General features: G+C 49.7%; 13 protein-coding genes. 1 reads left to right on the top strand and 12 read right to left on the bottom strand.

Going from position 1 to position 16,293, the window contains the following annotated elements; all coding sequences use genetic code 11:
* Positions 1–29: 29 nt before the first annotated feature.
* From ychF to H0G69_RS00305, 12 genes are all read right to left on the bottom strand, one after another.
* Positions 30–1,127 (bottom strand): redox-regulated ATPase YchF, encoded by a 1,098-nt coding sequence (ychF, locus tag H0G69_RS00360; protein WP_006499309.1) that lies wholly within the window; start codon positions 1,125–1,127, stop codon positions 30–32.
* Between the two features lie 21 nt (positions 1,128–1,148).
* Positions 1,149–1,349, bottom strand: coding sequence for a DUF951 domain-containing protein (locus tag H0G69_RS00355; RefSeq protein ID WP_006499308.1), 201 nt, complete (start codon positions 1,347–1,349; stop codon positions 1,149–1,151).
* Positions 1,350–1,364: 15 nt separating this feature from the next.
* A complete protein-coding gene (locus H0G69_RS00350; protein WP_180304905.1) occupies positions 1,365–2,240 on the bottom strand; it encodes a ParB/RepB/Spo0J family partition protein in 876 nt (291 codons plus the stop codon).
* Between the two features lie 18 nt (positions 2,241–2,258).
* Positions 2,259–3,221 (bottom strand): nucleoid occlusion protein, encoded by a 963-nt coding sequence (locus tag H0G69_RS00345; protein ID WP_180304904.1) that lies wholly within the window; start codon positions 3,219–3,221, stop codon positions 2,259–2,261.
* A 16-nt stretch (positions 3,222–3,237) separates the two neighbouring features.
* Positions 3,238–3,963, bottom strand: coding sequence for a 16S rRNA (guanine(527)-N(7))-methyltransferase RsmG (rsmG, locus tag H0G69_RS00340; RefSeq protein WP_180304903.1), 726 nt, complete (start codon positions 3,961–3,963; stop codon positions 3,238–3,240).
* A 263-nt stretch (positions 3,964–4,226) separates the two neighbouring features.
* Positions 4,227–5,147 (bottom strand): ribonucleoside hydrolase RihC, encoded by a 921-nt coding sequence (rihC, locus tag H0G69_RS00335; protein WP_180304902.1) that lies wholly within the window; start codon positions 5,145–5,147, stop codon positions 4,227–4,229.
* Between the two features lie 136 nt (positions 5,148–5,283).
* Entirely contained in the window at positions 5,284–6,486 is a 1,203-nt protein-coding gene (locus H0G69_RS00330; RefSeq protein WP_180304901.1) for a NupC/NupG family nucleoside CNT transporter, read from the bottom strand.
* A 496-nt stretch (positions 6,487–6,982) separates the two neighbouring features.
* Positions 6,983–8,104, bottom strand: a complete 1,122-nt coding sequence (locus tag H0G69_RS00325) for an aminotransferase (protein ID WP_180304900.1) — start codon at positions 8,102–8,104, stop codon at positions 6,983–6,985.
* Between the two features lie 11 nt (positions 8,105–8,115).
* Complete coding sequence (locus H0G69_RS00320; protein WP_180304899.1) at positions 8,116–9,525, bottom strand: basic amino acid/polyamine antiporter; 1,410 nt, start codon at positions 9,523–9,525, stop codon at positions 8,116–8,118.
* Between the two features lie 872 nt (positions 9,526–10,397).
* A complete protein-coding gene (locus H0G69_RS00315; RefSeq protein ID WP_180304898.1) occupies positions 10,398–11,762 on the bottom strand; it encodes an amino acid permease in 1,365 nt (454 codons plus the stop codon).
* 330 nt (positions 11,763–12,092) lie between these two features.
* Entirely contained in the window at positions 12,093–12,836 is a 744-nt protein-coding gene (locus tag H0G69_RS00310) for an amino acid ABC transporter ATP-binding protein (RefSeq protein ID WP_006499297.1), read from the bottom strand.
* Between the two features lies 1 nt (position 12,837).
* Entirely contained in the window at positions 12,838–14,253 is a 1,416-nt protein-coding gene (locus tag H0G69_RS00305) for an ABC transporter substrate-binding protein/permease (protein WP_180305358.1), read from the bottom strand.
* A gap of 581 nt (positions 14,254–14,834) precedes the next feature.
* On the opposite strand from H0G69_RS00305, the gene tyrS reads away from it, so the two are divergent.
* A complete protein-coding gene (tyrS, locus tag H0G69_RS00300; RefSeq protein WP_180304897.1) occupies positions 14,835–16,091 on the top strand; it encodes a tyrosine--tRNA ligase in 1,257 nt (418 codons plus the stop codon).
* Positions 16,092–16,293: the final 202 nt, after the last annotated feature.

Below are 16,293 nucleotides of genomic sequence, written 5' to 3'. Positions count from 1 at the left end.
TCTTCCTCTCTATTTAATTGATTTAATGCTTAGACGTTGAAGCGGAACTCAACGATGTCGCCGTCCTGCATTACGTATTCCTTACCTTCCAGCCGCAGCTTGCCGGCTTCCTTGACTGCCTGGGCACTGCCCAATTCGTCAAGATCCGCGAAGCTCATGACCTCAGCCCGAATAAAGCCGCGTTCAAAGTCAGAGTGGATGATGCCGGCTGCCTGTGGTGCCTTCGTGCCTTTCTTAAAGGTCCAGGCCCGCGTTTCTGGTCCGCCCGCCGTGAAGAAGGTTTCCAGTCCCAGCAGTTTGTAGGCTGCCCGAATCAGCCGGTTCAGGCCGGGTTCTTCAACGCCTTCCATTTCCAAAAAGTCGGCCTTTTCTTCTTCATCCATTTCGGCAATCTGTTCTTCAGCCGCTGCCGCTACGCCAATGACCTCGCCATCGCCCTTAACGTGTTCTTTGATGGCATCCATGTACTTGTTGGCATCTGGATCGGCCATGTCTTCTTCAGCGATGTTGGCAACGTACAGGACCGGCTTGCTCGTCAGCAGAAATAGACCCTTGACGATTTTTTGCTCTTGGTCGTTGAATTCGATGGAACGCACGCTTTGACCATTTTCCAAAACCGGCTTGATCTTGTTTAAAACTTCCAGTTCTGCCAGGGCTTCCTTGTCACGACCCTTAGCTGCCCGTTGAACCTTAGCCAGCCGCTTGTTAACGGCATCCAGATCGGCCATTACCAGTTCCAGGTTGATCGTGTCGATGTCTTCGATGGGGTCAACCTTGCCGGAAACACTGGTGATGTCCGTGTCGTCAAATGCCCGTACGACATGCACGATGGCGTCAGTCTGGCGAATGTTTTCCAAGAATTGGTTCCCCAGACCTTCACCTTTTGAGGCCCCTTTAACGATCCCGGCAATGTCGGTGAACTCAAACGTGGTTGGCACGATCTTTTTGGCGGGAATCAGTTCTTGAATTCGTTCCAGACGCTTGTCTGGCACTTCCACCATCCCCACGTTGGGTTCAATCGTGGCAAATGGGTAGTTGGCCATTTCGGCACCAGCCTTGGTAATAGCGTTAAACAGCGTGGACTTGCCGACGTTTGGCAGCCCAACGATACCTGCAGTTAAAGACATGAAATAATTGCTCCTTTTTAATTAATCTGCTTCGTTTTCGGCGTGTTCCAGCACCTTTTTGAGATGCTTTTCAAAGTTTTGCCGCGACATCATCACAATATGACCGCAGCCCGTGCACTGCAGCTTGACGTCGATCCCGGTTCGGATGATCTGCCAGCGGTTGGTGCCGCATGGGTGCTGCTTTTTCATCTGCACAATGTCGTTTAGTTCATAGGTTTTCATCGCAAACGCTCCTCTCTAATCGAACTTGACTCCCAAAAGATCCAAAATCCGCGTCAGGTCATCATCCGAGGTATATGGAATCTCGACTTTGCCGCCCCGTTTGCCTGCCGTCATCACGACCTTGGTGCCAAACCGGCTCTGCAGCTGTTCTTCGGCTTCACGAACATAGGCTGGCTTTTTGGCAGTCGCCTTTTTCTTCGTGGGCTTGGCAGACTTGACGGCTTGATTTTGTTCAGCCACCAGCTGTTCAAGCTGCCGCACGGTCAGATTTTCCTTAACCGCGCGCTGAGCCAGCTTAACGAGCGCTCGTTCATCCTTTAGCCCCAATAGCGTACGGGCCTGTCCCATTGACAAGCGGTGGTCCTCCAGCATGTCCTTGACCGGCTGTGGCAGGCCCAGTAGCCGCAGATAGTTGGCAATGTAAGGCCGGCTCTTGCCCAATTTTTCAGCAACCTGGGCCTGAGTCAGCTGCAGGCGGTCCATCAGTGATTGATAGGCTTGTGCTTCTTCCAGCGGCGTCAGATCCTCACGCTGCAGGTTTTCTAAGACGGCAACCTCCATCATCTGCGAGTCGCTCATCGTCCGTACGATCGCGGGAATCGTTGTTTTGCCAGCCAGCTTGGAAGCCCGGAAGCGTCGTTCGCCAGCAATGATCTCATAACGATTCAGATCTGGATCCGGCTGCCGCAGAATGATTGGCTGAAAGACGCCTGATTCTTTGATCGAAGCTGCTAATTCCTGCAGGGCCGCTTCGTCAAAAGTACGCCGCGGCTGGTATGGATTGGGCCGGATCGCCGTTAGTTCAATTTCTTCTACGCTTTGCTCGTGGTCTTGTTTGGCATCATTATCGCCAAACAGCGCCGCGAGACTAAAGCCACGTTTTTTTGCCATGTTTCGCCAGTCCTTCCTTTAGTGCTTCGGAATGCGAATGGTAATTTCATATGAATCGGCCGTGTCTTTTTCACTGACCTTGGCTGCCACGCCGCTGTCCTTGACCATCTTAATGGAGTGCTTGATCGTGTTGACGGCAATCCGTGGGTCACTGACCTTGATTGATTTGGGCTGCTTTTTCTTAGCCCGTTTCTTTTTGGCCGGCGTTTTCGCGGCTGCTGAATCAGTCGTGACATCAGTTTCCGTTGTTTCGCCAGCTGCCTGGGCCACGTTCTCACTAGCAGCATCTTGTTGGACAGCTTGTTGCGCGGCCTTTTCCGCACTGGTTGGCTTGCCCAGCATCTGTGCCACGGCATCTTCAGTCTGGCGAACGTTCCAATGCTGGTTGACGATCTCCATTAAAAGCGTGCGCTGCTGATCCTCATCCAGACTCAGCAGGGCCCGGCCGTGACGCTCGGTAATCCGGCCATCCAAAATTGCGTTTTGAACGGGCTTGATCAGTTTCAAGAGCCGCAGCTTATTGGCAACGAACGACTGACTCTTGCCCATCCCCTTAGCCAGCGTTGCCTGGGTCAGATGGTTGAACTCCATCAATTGCTTGTAGGCCTGCGCTTCTTCAACCGGACTCAGCTGGGCGCGCTGCAGATTTTCGATCAGCGCTAATGAAGCTGATTCCGCGTCAGTCATCTTTTCAACGATTGCCGGAATCTTTTCCCATTGCAGCAGCTTAACGGCTCTAAACCGCCGCTCACCAGCAATGATCTCGTATTCGCCTGGTCGAAATTCCCGCACGACGATTGGCTGCAGCAGACCATGCTCGCTGATCGTCTGGGCCAGCTCTTGAATCTCGGTTTGGTCAAAAACCTTCCGGGGCTGGTATTGGTTGGGCACGATGGCGGCAACCGGAATCTCAACGACTTGATTTTTGGTTTCGCTGGCGGTTCCCTGGTGCTTGCCAAGGCCAAACAGTGAAAATGCCATGTCTCAATCCTCTTTTCTACTCAATTGGCTGCTTGTTGGGCAATCCTGGCCGCCGGGGGTATTTTTTCGGCGTCGCGGCAACTTTTTCAATTACGATCAGATTACGCTCCTCATCCGTACCAGGTAAGGTCAGCTTGGTGGTGTGCTCAACCTGGCCGCCCAGTACCTTGACCGCCTTACCGCCTTTTTGCAGCTCGTCTTTAGCGGCACTGGCCTTATAAGCGATGAATTCGCCGCCGACCTTGACCGCTGGCAGACAAAGCTCGCTTAAAACCGCCAGTCGAGCCACTGCCCGCGCCGTGACAACGTCAAAACTTTCGCGGTAGGGACTCTTTTTGGCACTGAAGGTCTCAGCGCGATCATGAATCAGATTGACATCGGTTAGGCCCAACTTGGCAACCAGATCGGCCAAAAACTTGATCCGCTTGTTCAGTGAATCCACGATCGTAATCTTGAGTTGTGGAAAGGCAATCTTCAGCGGCAGCGAAGGGAAACCAGCGCCCGCGCCAATATCGCAAAGCGTCAAGGCTTCAGTCTGCAGACGAGGTTCGGCCAGCGCTCCCGTCAACGAGTCATAAAAATGCTTGAGATAAACTTCTTTTTGATCCGTAATGGCCGTCAGATTAACGTGTTCGTTGGTGGCCACCAGATCTTCATAATAAATCGCAAATTGGGTCATCTGAGAATCAGTCAGTTCAATACCGTGATCCTGCAGTGCCCGTCGAAATTCTTCCGGTGTCATAAATCCTCCTTTGTGAAACAGGAAGATGTTTCACATACTCCATTACTTTACCCCAAAAAGGCCGTTGTTTCAAGCAATCCAACGATTTACAGCGGATTTTTAGATGCCGTCGCGCCAGCTCGATAAACCCGCTGGCAGCCCGTGTCCAACAACGCTATCGAATCATTTCCAGCTACGCAAAAAGCCGGTTGAAACGCGCTTGGCGAATCAATCGGCTTTTTATCTGAAAACCAGTCAGCCAGCTTCCAGATGATTATTTGGTTTTAGCGCATCTTGCTGACTTCTTCAACAAACCACTTGTTAAAGGCAGCCGCGTCGATGTCAACACATACCTTGGCGTTAGTCTTGCCATCGTGGTAGGCACCGCGAATATCGCCGACCATGGCACCAATTGCTGGACCATCAGTTTGAATGTCGATCCAGACATCCTTGGTCGTAAATGCTTCAGGGTGCAGCAGGTAGAAGATCGTGTTGACGTCGTGCATTGGGTGACCGCCAGTTTCAGCACTGACGTCGTTGTAGTGGCTGATCAGACCATAAAGCATCTTACCAGTCTCATTCATGTCCTTGATGGCGTTCAGGCTGTCCTGCGTCAGCAAGGCCTTGAGCGTAACGTCCAGACCAACCGTTACGATTGGCACACCAGACTTGTACATGATTTCAGCCGCGTGAGGATCAGTGAAGACGTTGAATTCAGCAACACTGGTCATGTTACCACCAGTCAGGGAACCACCCATGGCAACGATTTGTTTGATGTGGCTCTTAACTTCTGGGAATTCCTTGAACAGCAGGGCAATGTTGGTGTAGGAGCCAGTTGGTACCAGCGTGATTTCGTCTTCAGCCATGATGGCATCGCGCAGAGCTTGAACGGCACTCTTTTCAATTGGCGTACCGTAGTCATTGCCAAAGTCGTAGCCTTCCATCCCAGAAGCACCGTGGATCCGAGCTGCGTCTTCAAATGGCTTGATCAAAGGTTCCTTGGCGCCTTCTGCAACCGGAATCTCGTCACGCTTACCAAAGAAGTTAACGATCTTCAGTGCGTTGGCCGTCGTCTTGTCAACCGAAACGTTACCAGCAACCGCCGTGATCAGCTTCAAGTCGATTTCAGGGTTGTTGATTGCCATCGTCAAAGCAGCTGCGTCATCAATACCAGGATCAGTGTCCATAATAATCTTAGTCGTCATCATGAATTCCTCCTTAAAATTACAATCAAGCGTCAGTAAGCGCTTTTACTTTGCTGGGAAACAAAAGGGCCAACCGGAATGGACGGCCAGCCCCTTTTGACTGGCAAAACGCATTAAGCGCATGCAGTCGTAGATCTTACCAAACGAACAGACCAACAAAGGCTGCAGACAGCAGTGATACCAAGATACCAGACAGCAGCAGGTAGCCAATGTTTTGAGCAATGTAGTCGTTGGTTTCCTTGTCGGCGATACCCTTGAAACAACCAATGATCATACCAAGCGTACCGAAGTTGGCAAAGGAAGTAACGAACGTGGTCAGAACGGCTTGCAGGTGGTGTGGGTAAGAAGCAATCTTGCCCGTAACTTCACCCATAACAACGAATTCGTTCGTAACCAGCTTCATACCCATGTCTTGTGACAGCATCCATGCTTGGTGAACAGGCAGACCCAGCAGCCAAGCAAATGGGAACATGATCACACCCAGGATGCTTTCCAGAGACAGTTGCTTCCAGAACAGAGCCAGGATGGCATCGATCAGAGCAGCCAGGGCAACGAAGGCAACAACGTTAGCAACAATGATCAGGATCAGCTTACCGGCACCCAGGATGGAGTCGCCCAGGAAGCTGAAGAATGGTTCCTTCTTACCGTTCTCAGAACTACCAACTTTTTCAATCGTGTCTTCTGCTTCAGTAACCGTAACTGGGTTCAGCAGGCTGGTAGCAATCAGTGAGTTAACGATGTTGATTGGAACGGCAGTCAGGATAAATTGACCAGGCATCATTTGGATGTAGGCACCCAGGATTGAAGCCGTAACACAGCTCATGGACATCATGGCGATGGTCAGGTTACGAGCCTTGGTCAGCTTACGGATTTGCATCCCGGAAACGGCCAGAACTTCCGTGTTACCCAGGAACATCATTTCAACGGCAAAGAACGATTCGAACTTTGGTTGACCCGTGATGAATGACAGACCTTTACCGATCCACTTGATGATCCATGGCAAGAAGCCGATGTAAGTCAGGATGTCGAACAGTGGAACGATCATCAGGATTGGCATCAATGCAGAACAAATGAAGTTCAGGTTCTTAACATTGTACCAACCACCCAGGGCAAAGACCGTACCCTTAGCAGAAATGTTGACGATCCAAGCAAAACCGTCGGCAGCGGCCTTAACGCCGGCACGACCAGCAGCTGAACCAGTCAGGAACCAGGCCAGGACCAGGTTCAATACAATCATGATAGCAATTGCTTTCCAGTTGATCGCTTTTTTGTCCTTAGAGAACAGAAAACCGATACCCAAGAAGACAAGCAACCCAAGAATGTTAATTGCAAGATACATGGATATAACACCTTTCTTAAAAACTGAATCTAACTTTTTCTCAATCGCAATTTCTCAGTATCTCAGAATAGCGGAATAATTGCAGTCGAACTGAGAAAATCTTGCGTGCCATAATAATATACCCATCTTTTGTAAAACTGTAAACCGCATACATTTATCGACTTTGTGAAACCATGAAACCGTTACCAGTATTGTTCGGAAGTAAATCGTTTTAAATCAAGGCAGAACTTTAAAAAATGTTAAAGAAGTGTGATTTAAATTTCACAAACTTTTTTCTGATTTCTTCAGTAAAACGTTTAAAGCTTCATATGTTTTTTTATAGACCATTTGATAATACAAAATAAAAGCGAGACTGTAACCACTTACAATTGAGTAGTAGTCAGCCCCGCTGCCCCTGCCAAGGATCTTTAGTATACCACGCTGAAATCGCTTTGACTTTTAAAACAGAGCTAATTAGTGAAAAATACAATCGTTTAAAACTGAACAAAGTTGTTAATCAGTCGTATTGATGCAAAGCTATCGAGAGTCGTTTCAACCCTTCTTTTAACGTAGCTTGCGGGGCACAATACCCCAATCTGACGTGACCTGGCGTATCAAATGCATCCCCTGGCACCAGCAAGACGCCCTGGTCAGCCAGCAGCTGCTCGCAGAATTGATGAATGTCAACCGGCACATCCAGCTTGGGGAACGAGGTCGAAACGGCTTGCGGCATGACCACACTGGCTCGCTCCTCATTGGCAATCCACTCTTGATAGATTTGCAGATTGCTCATGACCAGCTTTCGATTGCGCGCCAGAACCTGTTGTTTATGACGCAGGACATAGGTAGCCATTAGATCATTAAAGACCCCGCCGCAGATCATCGTATAGTCGCGATACTTGCGGAAGCGCTCGGTCAGTTCGGCATTGGCAGCCGTCCAGCCAATCCGAATGCCGGGAACCGAATAAGTCTTGGAAAGCGAGTTGGTAGCAATCCCCTTGTCATACAGATCCACGATTGAAACGAATTTTTCTGGCTGATCTAATGGCAGATAGACCTCATCAACCAAGATATAGGCGCCAACCTGAGCTGCCAGGTCAACCACCTGCTGTAGAAATTCCTGGTCTAAGACGGTGCCGGTCGGATTGTTGGCGTTATTGAGACAGATCAGCTTGGTATCAGGACGCATCAGCCGCTTTAGCTCTTCAATGTCGGGATACCAGTTGGCGGCTTCATGAATCTGCCAATAGTCAACCGTGGCCCCCAACGATTTTGGAATGTCATAGAGCTGTTGATAGGAAGGATATTCAGCAATTACGTGGTCGCCAGGGTTCACCAAACTATAGAGCGCCAAGAGATTTGCTCCCGTCGCGCCATTGGTCTGCAGGATGTTGTGCGGATCCACGTGGCGATAGAGCTTGGCAACTTCGGTCTTAAAGCTGGGGGAGCCTTCAATCCAGCCGTAGTTCATCTTTTGGGCATTGAGCATCTCGTAAAACTCCGCGCCATGATGACCATCCAGATTCATCAGCTCATCCATCGTCAATGAAGCGATCGTACTTTGTGAAATATCATAGCGGGCGCTTTTTTCCCACTTGTTCAACCAGGCTTCCACGCCAAATGGAGCAATCTTAACCATAAATTTTCCCCCTATTCGATCGGAATCGTACCGTTTAATATCAAAACCAACGAAACAACAGCCAAAATACTGATCAAGCCCATCGCCAGCCATTCGTTTTTGGCAAGTCTCAGCTTTCGCGTGCGCCGAGCCTGCCAATAAATCAGAAAGCCCGGCAGCAGACTCAGCGATAAAATCATCACCTGCCGCCAGCCAGCCAAAGCCATCGATAACAGCTCAAAAATCGTCAGCAGCATGCCAATTACTAATTGACCATAAGCACGCTGCTGCCAGCCGTCTTTAATCTGCGCCAGTCCAACAAAGAAATAGACGATCAGTCCCGCGGCCGTCCCCAGCGTATAGGCAAACCGATAAGCATAGGTCGTAAACAGCAGCGAGCACAGAAACAGGCACTGAACGATCGCCGTTACCCAAAGCGCGGTCGTCGGGGCATGATGCGAATTGAGCCTGCCAAACGAACGCGGCAGCACTCGGTCTTTAGTCATCATCAAAAACGCCTCCGCTGGCAGCATCGTCCACGAAAGCCAGGCCACCAGCACCGAAACGATCAATCCCAAACTGATCAAAGCCGCGCCCCAGGGTCCAACCAGCCGGCTTAGAATCGTCCCCATCGCCGGTTGTGCTGCCCCAGCCAACTGTGCGCGCGTCATTACGCCATAAGGAAGCAGCGAGATCAGCAGATAGACGACCAGCAGAATCAGCCAGCCGCCAAATGAAGCCACGACGGCATCCCGCTGACGCTTAGCTCGGTGCGCCATAACCGAGGCACTTTCCACGCCCATAAACAGCCACATCATCACCATAATCGAGTTTTTGACCTGATCGGCAACTGCCAGGATGGGACGGGAAGACTGCGCAGCCGCGCCCCAAAAGTTGTTGACAAACGTCGACCAATGAAACGCCAATGCCGTTACGATGGTGAAGATCAGCAATGGCACCAGTTTAGCAAGCGTACCGATTAAATTGAGCAGCGCGGTAGCCTCAACACCATAGCTGACGATCACGGTAAAACCAATCGTCAAAAGTATTGCCAGTAAAATCGACGGTAGGTTCTGACCACCTTGAAAAACTGGCCAAAACGTTCCCAGCGCGCTCATCGCAATCGTGGCAAAGGCGAGGTTGCCCAGCCATGAAGCCAGCCAGTATGCCCAGCCGGAAATAAACTCGCCCAGCGTCCCAAACGAAAGCCCCGCGTACGCAAAAATTCCAGCGTCCTGCTTGGGGTAGCGCAGCAAGAGATGATTCAGCGCGACAATCAGGCACCACACGCCCAGGCCGACGATCAGCCAGCCCAGGATTGCCGGTCCCGGTGCCGCCGCGTTGGCCAGATCGCTATTGACGCCAAAGATTCCCGAGCCAATCGTCGCGCCCACGATCAAAGCCGTCAGTTCATACTTGCCGATTTTGTTTGAATCAGCCATCACACTCCTCCTTTCACGCAGCCTTTCTGGATCAGCCACCACTGCTCTATCTTCACGCAGCTGCTCTGGATCAGTAATCGCGGCTCTATCTTTGTACTACTGTTCCATGGCTTTTGAGCCGCTTTTGGCATCACGCCTCATGAAAATGACCTGTTGCTGTTGCTGTTGCTGTTGCTGTTGCTGTTGCTGTTGCTGTTGCTGTCAGTTTACCGGCTTTGGCAGCGGATTTCAAACGCTTTCTCCAGCGCAATTGATCGACTTTGCTGTCACTTCTGATGCTGTTATGGCTTTAATGAAACAGCGAGATTGGTACTGCTCGATTGGCTGGACACCTGCCATGCCCCAGACTCTAGCGATATCCCACGATCAATCCGCACTGGTCTTAATGCCACACTAAAACGTGCAAAATAAAAGACCCGGTGAATATTCACCAGGCCTTGGGGGAAGAAGCGCTTGCCGTTGCCATACTTAATATCAAAACTCGATTATTTACCTTGCTTACTTAATCTGGTCTCTTTATGCCAAGAGATCTATGCAACTTCAATTGTCGACGTTCTCAAATAAGGTTGTACATTAGATACGGCCACTAATTTAGTTAGTTAACAAGCTTTCTTCAGGAAATTCAATTTATTGTGTGATGTGGGGTGTGTTATGCTGCCATCGCCCAGATTAAAGGCGATTGCCGGATACTTTTACATTTGCAACGGATGAGGTTTCTTCCATGCTTTTATTATAAATTCCCCACATTTAAAAGTCAACTCAAACCGCGTCACCAAGCCAATGGAAGCGCTACCTTAATTATACGATTATCCAATTTTTTTCGTCTAAATCAAATGATCTAAACAGGCTTTTTGATTTGGTATAAAATCTTTTTAATCTTGGGCCCGCTTGCGCTTGTCAACAATGGTATAGCCGACAAACAGTGCAATAAACCAGACAAAACTGATCAGCAATGGCAAACGAGTTGACTTGACAAAGAACAGAATTACCAGAATTGCAATAAAGAAGATAATCGTCAGCCAGCTGGTAAATGGGAAGCCGGGCATGTTGAAGGCAGCCACGCCTTTGGGATGCTTTTTACGGTAAACGATGTGGCACCACAAGATGATCAGCCAGACAAAGACAAAGTTGATCGTTGAGACCCCGGAAACAATGTTAAAGATTCCGGCTGGCATGATGTAGTTCAAGATAACGACGATAAACAGAATCAATGACGAGAAGCGCAGGGCATTGTTCGGCACGGCCTGATTGCTCAGCTTGGCAAACTTTTGCGGTGCGTTGTGACCCGTTGCCAGTGCGTACAGTGAACGACTGGTACTGAAAATCGAGCTGTTGGTTGCTGACATGGCGGCCGTCAAGACCACGAAGTTCAAAATTGCAGCGGCCCCCGGAATCCCCACGGCTTGGAACAGCTGAACAAATGGGCTGGAAGTCGTCTTGATCATGTTCCATGGGTAAACCGACATCATGGCAATCATTGAACCGATGTAAAAGAGTCCGATCCGAACTGGCAGCGAATTGATGGCCTTAGGAATGTCATTATTGGGATCCTTGGTTTCACCAGCCGTCAGACCAACCATTTCAATTCCGACAAAGGCAAAGACAACCATTTGGAAACTCATCAAAAAGCCCAGGACGCCTTTCGGGAAGAAGCCGCCGTGCGACCACAGATTGCTAAATGAGGCTGGGTCAGAACCCTTGACTGGGAAGTGAACGAAGACCATCACCAAACCAATTACGATCAGTGCCAGAATTGCGACCACCTTGATCATCGCAAACCAGCTCTCCATTTCACCGAACAGCCCCACGTTGATCATGTTGACCAGCATCAATAAGACGATGATGACCAGCGGACCGATCCATTGCGGCAGATTAGGGAACCAGTAGCGCAGGTAGATCCCAGTTGCGGTCAGATCGGCCATTGCCAGACTCAGCCAGCAAGACCAGTAAGTCCAGCCGGCCACGAATTCCATGCGGTCGCCCAGGTATTCCTTGACCGAATCAATGAACGAGTGCTTGGTAGTATCAGCTAAAATCAGTTCACCCAAGGCCCGCATCATAAAGAAGCAGAAGATCCCCACGATCAGGTAAGATAAAATGATCGAAGGACCCGCAGCGTGAATGGCCGTCCCCGAACCTAAGAACAGCCCGGTCCCGATTGCCCCACCAATGGCAATCATCGTGATATGACGGCTTTTCAGCGCCCGTGATAGTTTTTGTTCTTGTTGTTCATCCATACTTTTTCTCCTGTAAAACTCTCAATGACAAACATTCCTGTACAGGAGGGCGGCAACACTGACGCAAATAAAACGTCCCTGACACCAACTTGTGTCAGGGACGTTTTTCAACGCGGTTCCACCCATCTTGCAGACATCTTATATGCCCGCCGCTCTAGCAGTCGATAGAGGAACCACCCTTCATTTCAACGTTGATGCCATAAGATCGATCCCGTGCTTGCAGCTGGGCAGCGGGTCTCTGTAAATCGACCAATAATTAAAAGTTACTAATCATTATAACGATTTTATAACGTTTGTCAAACATTAAATCCAGAAATATCGAACGAACCCCTAAACGTTTAAGACTTTGTTAAGGAAATTCTGGGTATCTGGGTGCTGTGGATGCTCAAAGATCTGTTCTGGCGTACCATCTTCTCGGATCTTACCGTCATGGAAGAATACCACGCGATCAGCCACCCGCTTGGCAAAGCCCATTTCGTGGGTAACGACGATCATGGTCATCCCTTCTTTGGCCAGGTCCTGCATAACGCCCAGCACGTCACCAACCATTTCCGGGTCAAGGGCACTGGTTGGTTCATCAAACAGCATTACGTCCGGCTTCATGGCCAGAGCACGGGCAATTGCCACCCGCTGTTTTTGTCCACCAGAAAGCGTCCGTGGATTGACGTTGGCTTTTTCCTTTAAGCCTACGATATCCAGATAGTGCAGCGCGGCTTCTTGCGCTTCTTCCTTGCTCATCTTCTTCAGTTCCACGGGTGCCAGCGTGATGTTGTCAATTACCGACATGTTGGGGAACAGGTTGAAGTGTTGGAACACCATCCCAATGTTTTGACGCACCAGGTTGATGTCAGTCTTCGGGTCGGCAATGTCGTAGCCGTCAATGTAGATATGACCGCTGTTTGGCACTTCCAAGCGGTTCAGGCAGCGCAGAAACGTACTCTTACCCGAACCAGAAGGCCCAATCATGCAGACAACCTCACTTGGCTTAACGGCAAGATCGATCCCTTTTAAGACCTCATTTTCGCCATAGCTCTTGTGAAGGTCCTTGACTTGTACCTTGTATTGCTTGTCCATGCTATGCCTCCATTCTCTTTTGAACGTAATTCGACAGCCAAGTCAGTAGCGTAATGATGATCATGTACATTACGGCGATGATCAGCCACATCTTGAACCCTTCCATATTCCGGGCAATGATGACGGTCCCGGTCTGCGTCAGTTCCATGACCCCAATTGCCGAAAGAATCGAGGTATCCTTCAGCGTAATGATCAATTGGTTAACCAAAGATGGCACCATGATCTTCAACCCTTGTGGCGCGATAACCTTAACCAATGCCTTGGAGTATGGCAGACCAAGACTGCGGGCAGCTTCCCACTGACCAACGTCAACGGCCTCAAAGCCACCACGTACGATTGCACCGACATAGGCCCCTTCATCAAGCATCAAGGTCAAGACCCCAGCCGTAAACAGCGGAATCTTTTGACCAGTCAGGTTTGGCAGCCCAATGTAGATGAAGAATGCCAAAACCATCATTGGAATCCCACGGAAAATGTAGATGATCGTGCTGGAAAGACCCTTCCAGAACTTGCCTTCCGCGATGCCCATGACACCCAGTACCAGACCGAATGCCAACGCGCACAGCGAACCGATAATCGTCAGTTCAATCGTTTCCCAAAGACCAGTCAAGAGGGCCTTGCGGTTGTTCTTGATCAAGCCAAAGATCGTCCGGTCCTTGCTGCTTTCAGTCTTCGTACCGCTGCCCTTGGTGTACTTGTCGATCAGCTTTTGCATCCGACCAGTCTTTTGCATCCACTTGATCCCATCGTTGATCTTGGCCTGCAGCTCTTTGTTTTGGCCCTTCTTAAAGCCGATTGCAATTGGCGTGGCATTGATCTGTTTAGTAACGATCTTCAGTGGCATGCCATTACGGATCCCGTATTGCAGAACCGGACCGTCATCAAACGTAGCCGCCCCGTTGCCGCTCTTAACATCGTTCCACATCGCGTTGGAAGTCGTAAAGTACTTGATCTTAAAGCCGTACTTGTCCTTGATGGATTCAGCATATAAGGCCCCAGCAGCCCCAGACTTAACATCAACCGTCTTGCCTTTTAATTGGCTCATCTTGGTGATCTTGCTGTTTTTGCCGACCGCCATCACGATCCCGTCTTTATAGTAGGAAGTTGAAAAGTCGATTTTGGCCTTTCGTTCGTCGGTAACACTCATCCCACCCATGCCGGCATCGATCTGACCGGAATCCAGAGCCTGCAGAATGGCGTTAAAGCTCATGATTTTGTATCGATACTTGAAATGCTCGTGCTTAGCAATCATCCGAATCATTTCAGGCTCAATGCCGGGATTCTTACCGGTATAGGTCCCTTGTTTGTTTTGAATTTCAAAGGGAGCAAAGGTGTCGACAACCCCGATCGTGTAGGTCTGTTCGGCATGCGCCACCTGCTTATTGACAAATAATCCAGCGAACGTGGTCATCAGCATTACCGCGCAGCTGATGATTGTGCGTTGCCACCATGACTTCTTCAAATTCCTCACTCCTTTTTACTTATTTTTTAACCGTTTATTAATATTCGCGTACTGAATACTTTATCACCTTTTTAATGTAAAAAGAAATATAATCTTCACAAAACCATGAACAATTAATATTATTAGGCCACTAAAATTAATTAAATAAGGTAAATCTTCTAGAAAACTTAATTAATTAAATCTAGAATTCGCCTAACCAAATTTTTGGCAACTATTAACTTTTAATTTTGAAACCGCTATCGATTTAACATTCTTAAGCGACTTGACTTTTCGCACAAATTTATGTTTAAATACCCCTAATTAAGACGCGCAGGAACTCAGTAGGCAGCGACTCCCTGTTCAAAGAAAACCGGCACAGCTGAAAACCGGCACACAGTCGTTTGGCGAATTACAATCCTGCAGCAACGTCGCTGAACTGAAGTCAATGAGGTGCGTCATGCACGAAGATGGGTGGTACCACGAGCAATTCGTCCCAGAGCCGTTAAGCGGTTCTGGGATGTTTTTCGTTCCTCATGACATTTTTTGGAGGTATTTAAATGAATATTATTGACGAACTGACCTGGCGCGGTGCCGTTAATCAGGTAACTGACGAAGAGGGCCTGCGCGAACTGACGGAAAACGAAAAAATCGGCCTCTACTGCGGGACCGACCCAACCGGCGACAGCCTGCACATTGGCCATCTAATTCCGTTTATGATGCTGAAGCGATTCCAGCTGGCCGGCCATCATCCCGTTATCATCATCGGGGGCGGGACCGGTGCAATTGGGGATCCATCCGGGCGCAAAACCGAACGGACCCTGCAGACGGAATCACAGCTGGAGCACAACGTTAAGGCCCTGACCAACCAGATGATCAAGCTGTTCGGGACGGAAAACTTTACCATCGTCAACAACTATGACTGGCTGTCCAAACTGAGCATGATCGACTTCCTGCGCGACTACGGCAAGCTGTTCAGCGTGAACACGATGCTGAATAAGGAAGTCGTAGCCAGCCGTTTGGAAACCGGGATCTCCTACACCGAGTTTACCTACCAGATCCTGCAGTCCATCGACTTCCTGCATCTCTACCGGCATAATGACGTTCACCTGCAGATCGGCGGGGCTGATCAATGGGGCAACATTACTTCCGGGATTGATCTGATTCATAAGATTGAAGGTCCCAACGCCAAAGCTTTTGGTCTGACGATTCCGCTGATGCTTAAAGCAGACGGCACCAAGTTCGGCAAGACAGCGGGTGGCGCAGTCTGGCTGGATCCGGAAAAGACGACGCCATACGAGTTCTACCAATTCTGGATCAACCAGGATGACCGCGACGTCGTTAAATACCTGAAGTACTTCACTTTCCTGAGCAAGGAAGAAATCGACGCGCTGGCTGAAAAAGTCAAGACCGAGCCATGGAAGCGCGCGGCCCAAAAGGCGCTGGCACGCGAGGTTACCAAGTTCGTGCACGGTGAAAAGGCCGTTGAAGAAGCCGAACGCATCACGGCAGCCCTGTTCTCCGGCGACGTTGCTCAACTGTCTGCCAGTGAGATCGAACAAGGCTTTAAGAACATGCCATCCGTTGAGGTTGCCAACCAAAAGCAGAACATTATTCTGTGGCTGGTTGACGACACCAAGATCGAGCCTTCCCGTCGTCAAGCCCGCGAAGACGTCAAGAACGGCGCCATCCGCATCAACGGCGAACAAATCACGGACGAGAATGCCGAAATCGATCCAAGCACGCATTTTGACGGCAAGTTCGTAATCGTGCGCAAGGGTAAGAAGCGCTACTGGCTGGCACGGGTAAAGAAGTAGTTGACCCAGGCAGCTGGTTTCGCGTTATAATATAGCTATCATGCACGGTGCAATAGTAGTCAGGCCAATGACAGAGAGATTCCAAATGCTGAGAGGGATCGCGGCTAAGCGAAATGGAGCGGTGCCGACAACTGAATCAAAAGCATTTAAGTGAGGGGCTTTCCCCTAAATTAGGTGGCACCGCGGCAAAGATCGTCCTATT

Source organism: Limosilactobacillus mucosae, assembly GCF_013423865.1.
Lineage (GTDB): Bacteria > Bacillota > Bacilli > Lactobacillales > Lactobacillaceae > Limosilactobacillus > Limosilactobacillus mucosae.
This window is presented reverse-complemented; position numbering and strand designations above follow the sequence as displayed.

Bases quoted from the DNA above. Each gene is read 5' to 3' on its own strand.
- H0G69_RS00355 (WP_006499308.1), bottom strand. From the start codon at position 1,349: ATGAAAACCTATGAACTAAACGACATTGTGCAGATGAAAAAGCAGCAC.
- ychF (WP_006499309.1), bottom strand. From the start codon at position 1,127: ATGTCTTTAACTGCAGGTATCGTTGGGCTGCCAAACGTCGGCAAGTCC.
- H0G69_RS00345 (WP_180304904.1), bottom strand. From the start codon at position 3,221: ATGGCATTTTCACTGTTTGGCCTTGGCAAGCACCAGGGAACCGCCAGC.
- H0G69_RS00320 (WP_180304899.1), bottom strand. From the start codon at position 9,525: ATGGCTGATTCAAACAAAATCGGCAAGTATGAACTGACGGCTTTGATC.
- tyrS (WP_180304897.1), top strand. From the start codon at position 14,835: ATGAATATTATTGACGAACTGACCTGGCGCGGTGCCGTTAATCAGGTA.
- H0G69_RS00350 (WP_180304905.1), bottom strand. From the start codon at position 2,240: ATGGCAAAAAAACGTGGCTTTAGTCTCGCGGCGCTGTTTGGCGATAAT.
- rihC (WP_180304902.1), bottom strand. From the start codon at position 5,147: ATGACGACTAAGATTATTATGGACACTGATCCTGGTATTGATGACGCA.
- H0G69_RS00315 (WP_180304898.1), bottom strand. From the start codon at position 11,762: ATGGATGAACAACAAGAACAAAAACTATCACGGGCGCTGAAAAGCCGT.
- H0G69_RS00325 (WP_180304900.1), bottom strand. From the start codon at position 8,104: ATGGTTAAGATTGCTCCATTTGGCGTGGAAGCCTGGTTGAACAAGTGG.
- H0G69_RS00330 (WP_180304901.1), bottom strand. From the start codon at position 6,486: ATGTATCTTGCAATTAACATTCTTGGGTTGCTTGTCTTCTTGGGTATC.
- H0G69_RS00305 (WP_180305358.1), bottom strand. From the start codon at position 14,253: ATGCTGATGACCACGTTCGCTGGATTATTTGTCAATAAGCAGGTGGCG.
- rsmG (WP_180304903.1), bottom strand. From the start codon at position 3,963: ATGACACCGGAAGAATTTCGACGGGCACTGCAGGATCACGGTATTGAA.
- H0G69_RS00310 (WP_006499297.1), bottom strand. From the start codon at position 12,836: ATGGACAAGCAATACAAGGTACAAGTCAAGGACCTTCACAAGAGCTAT.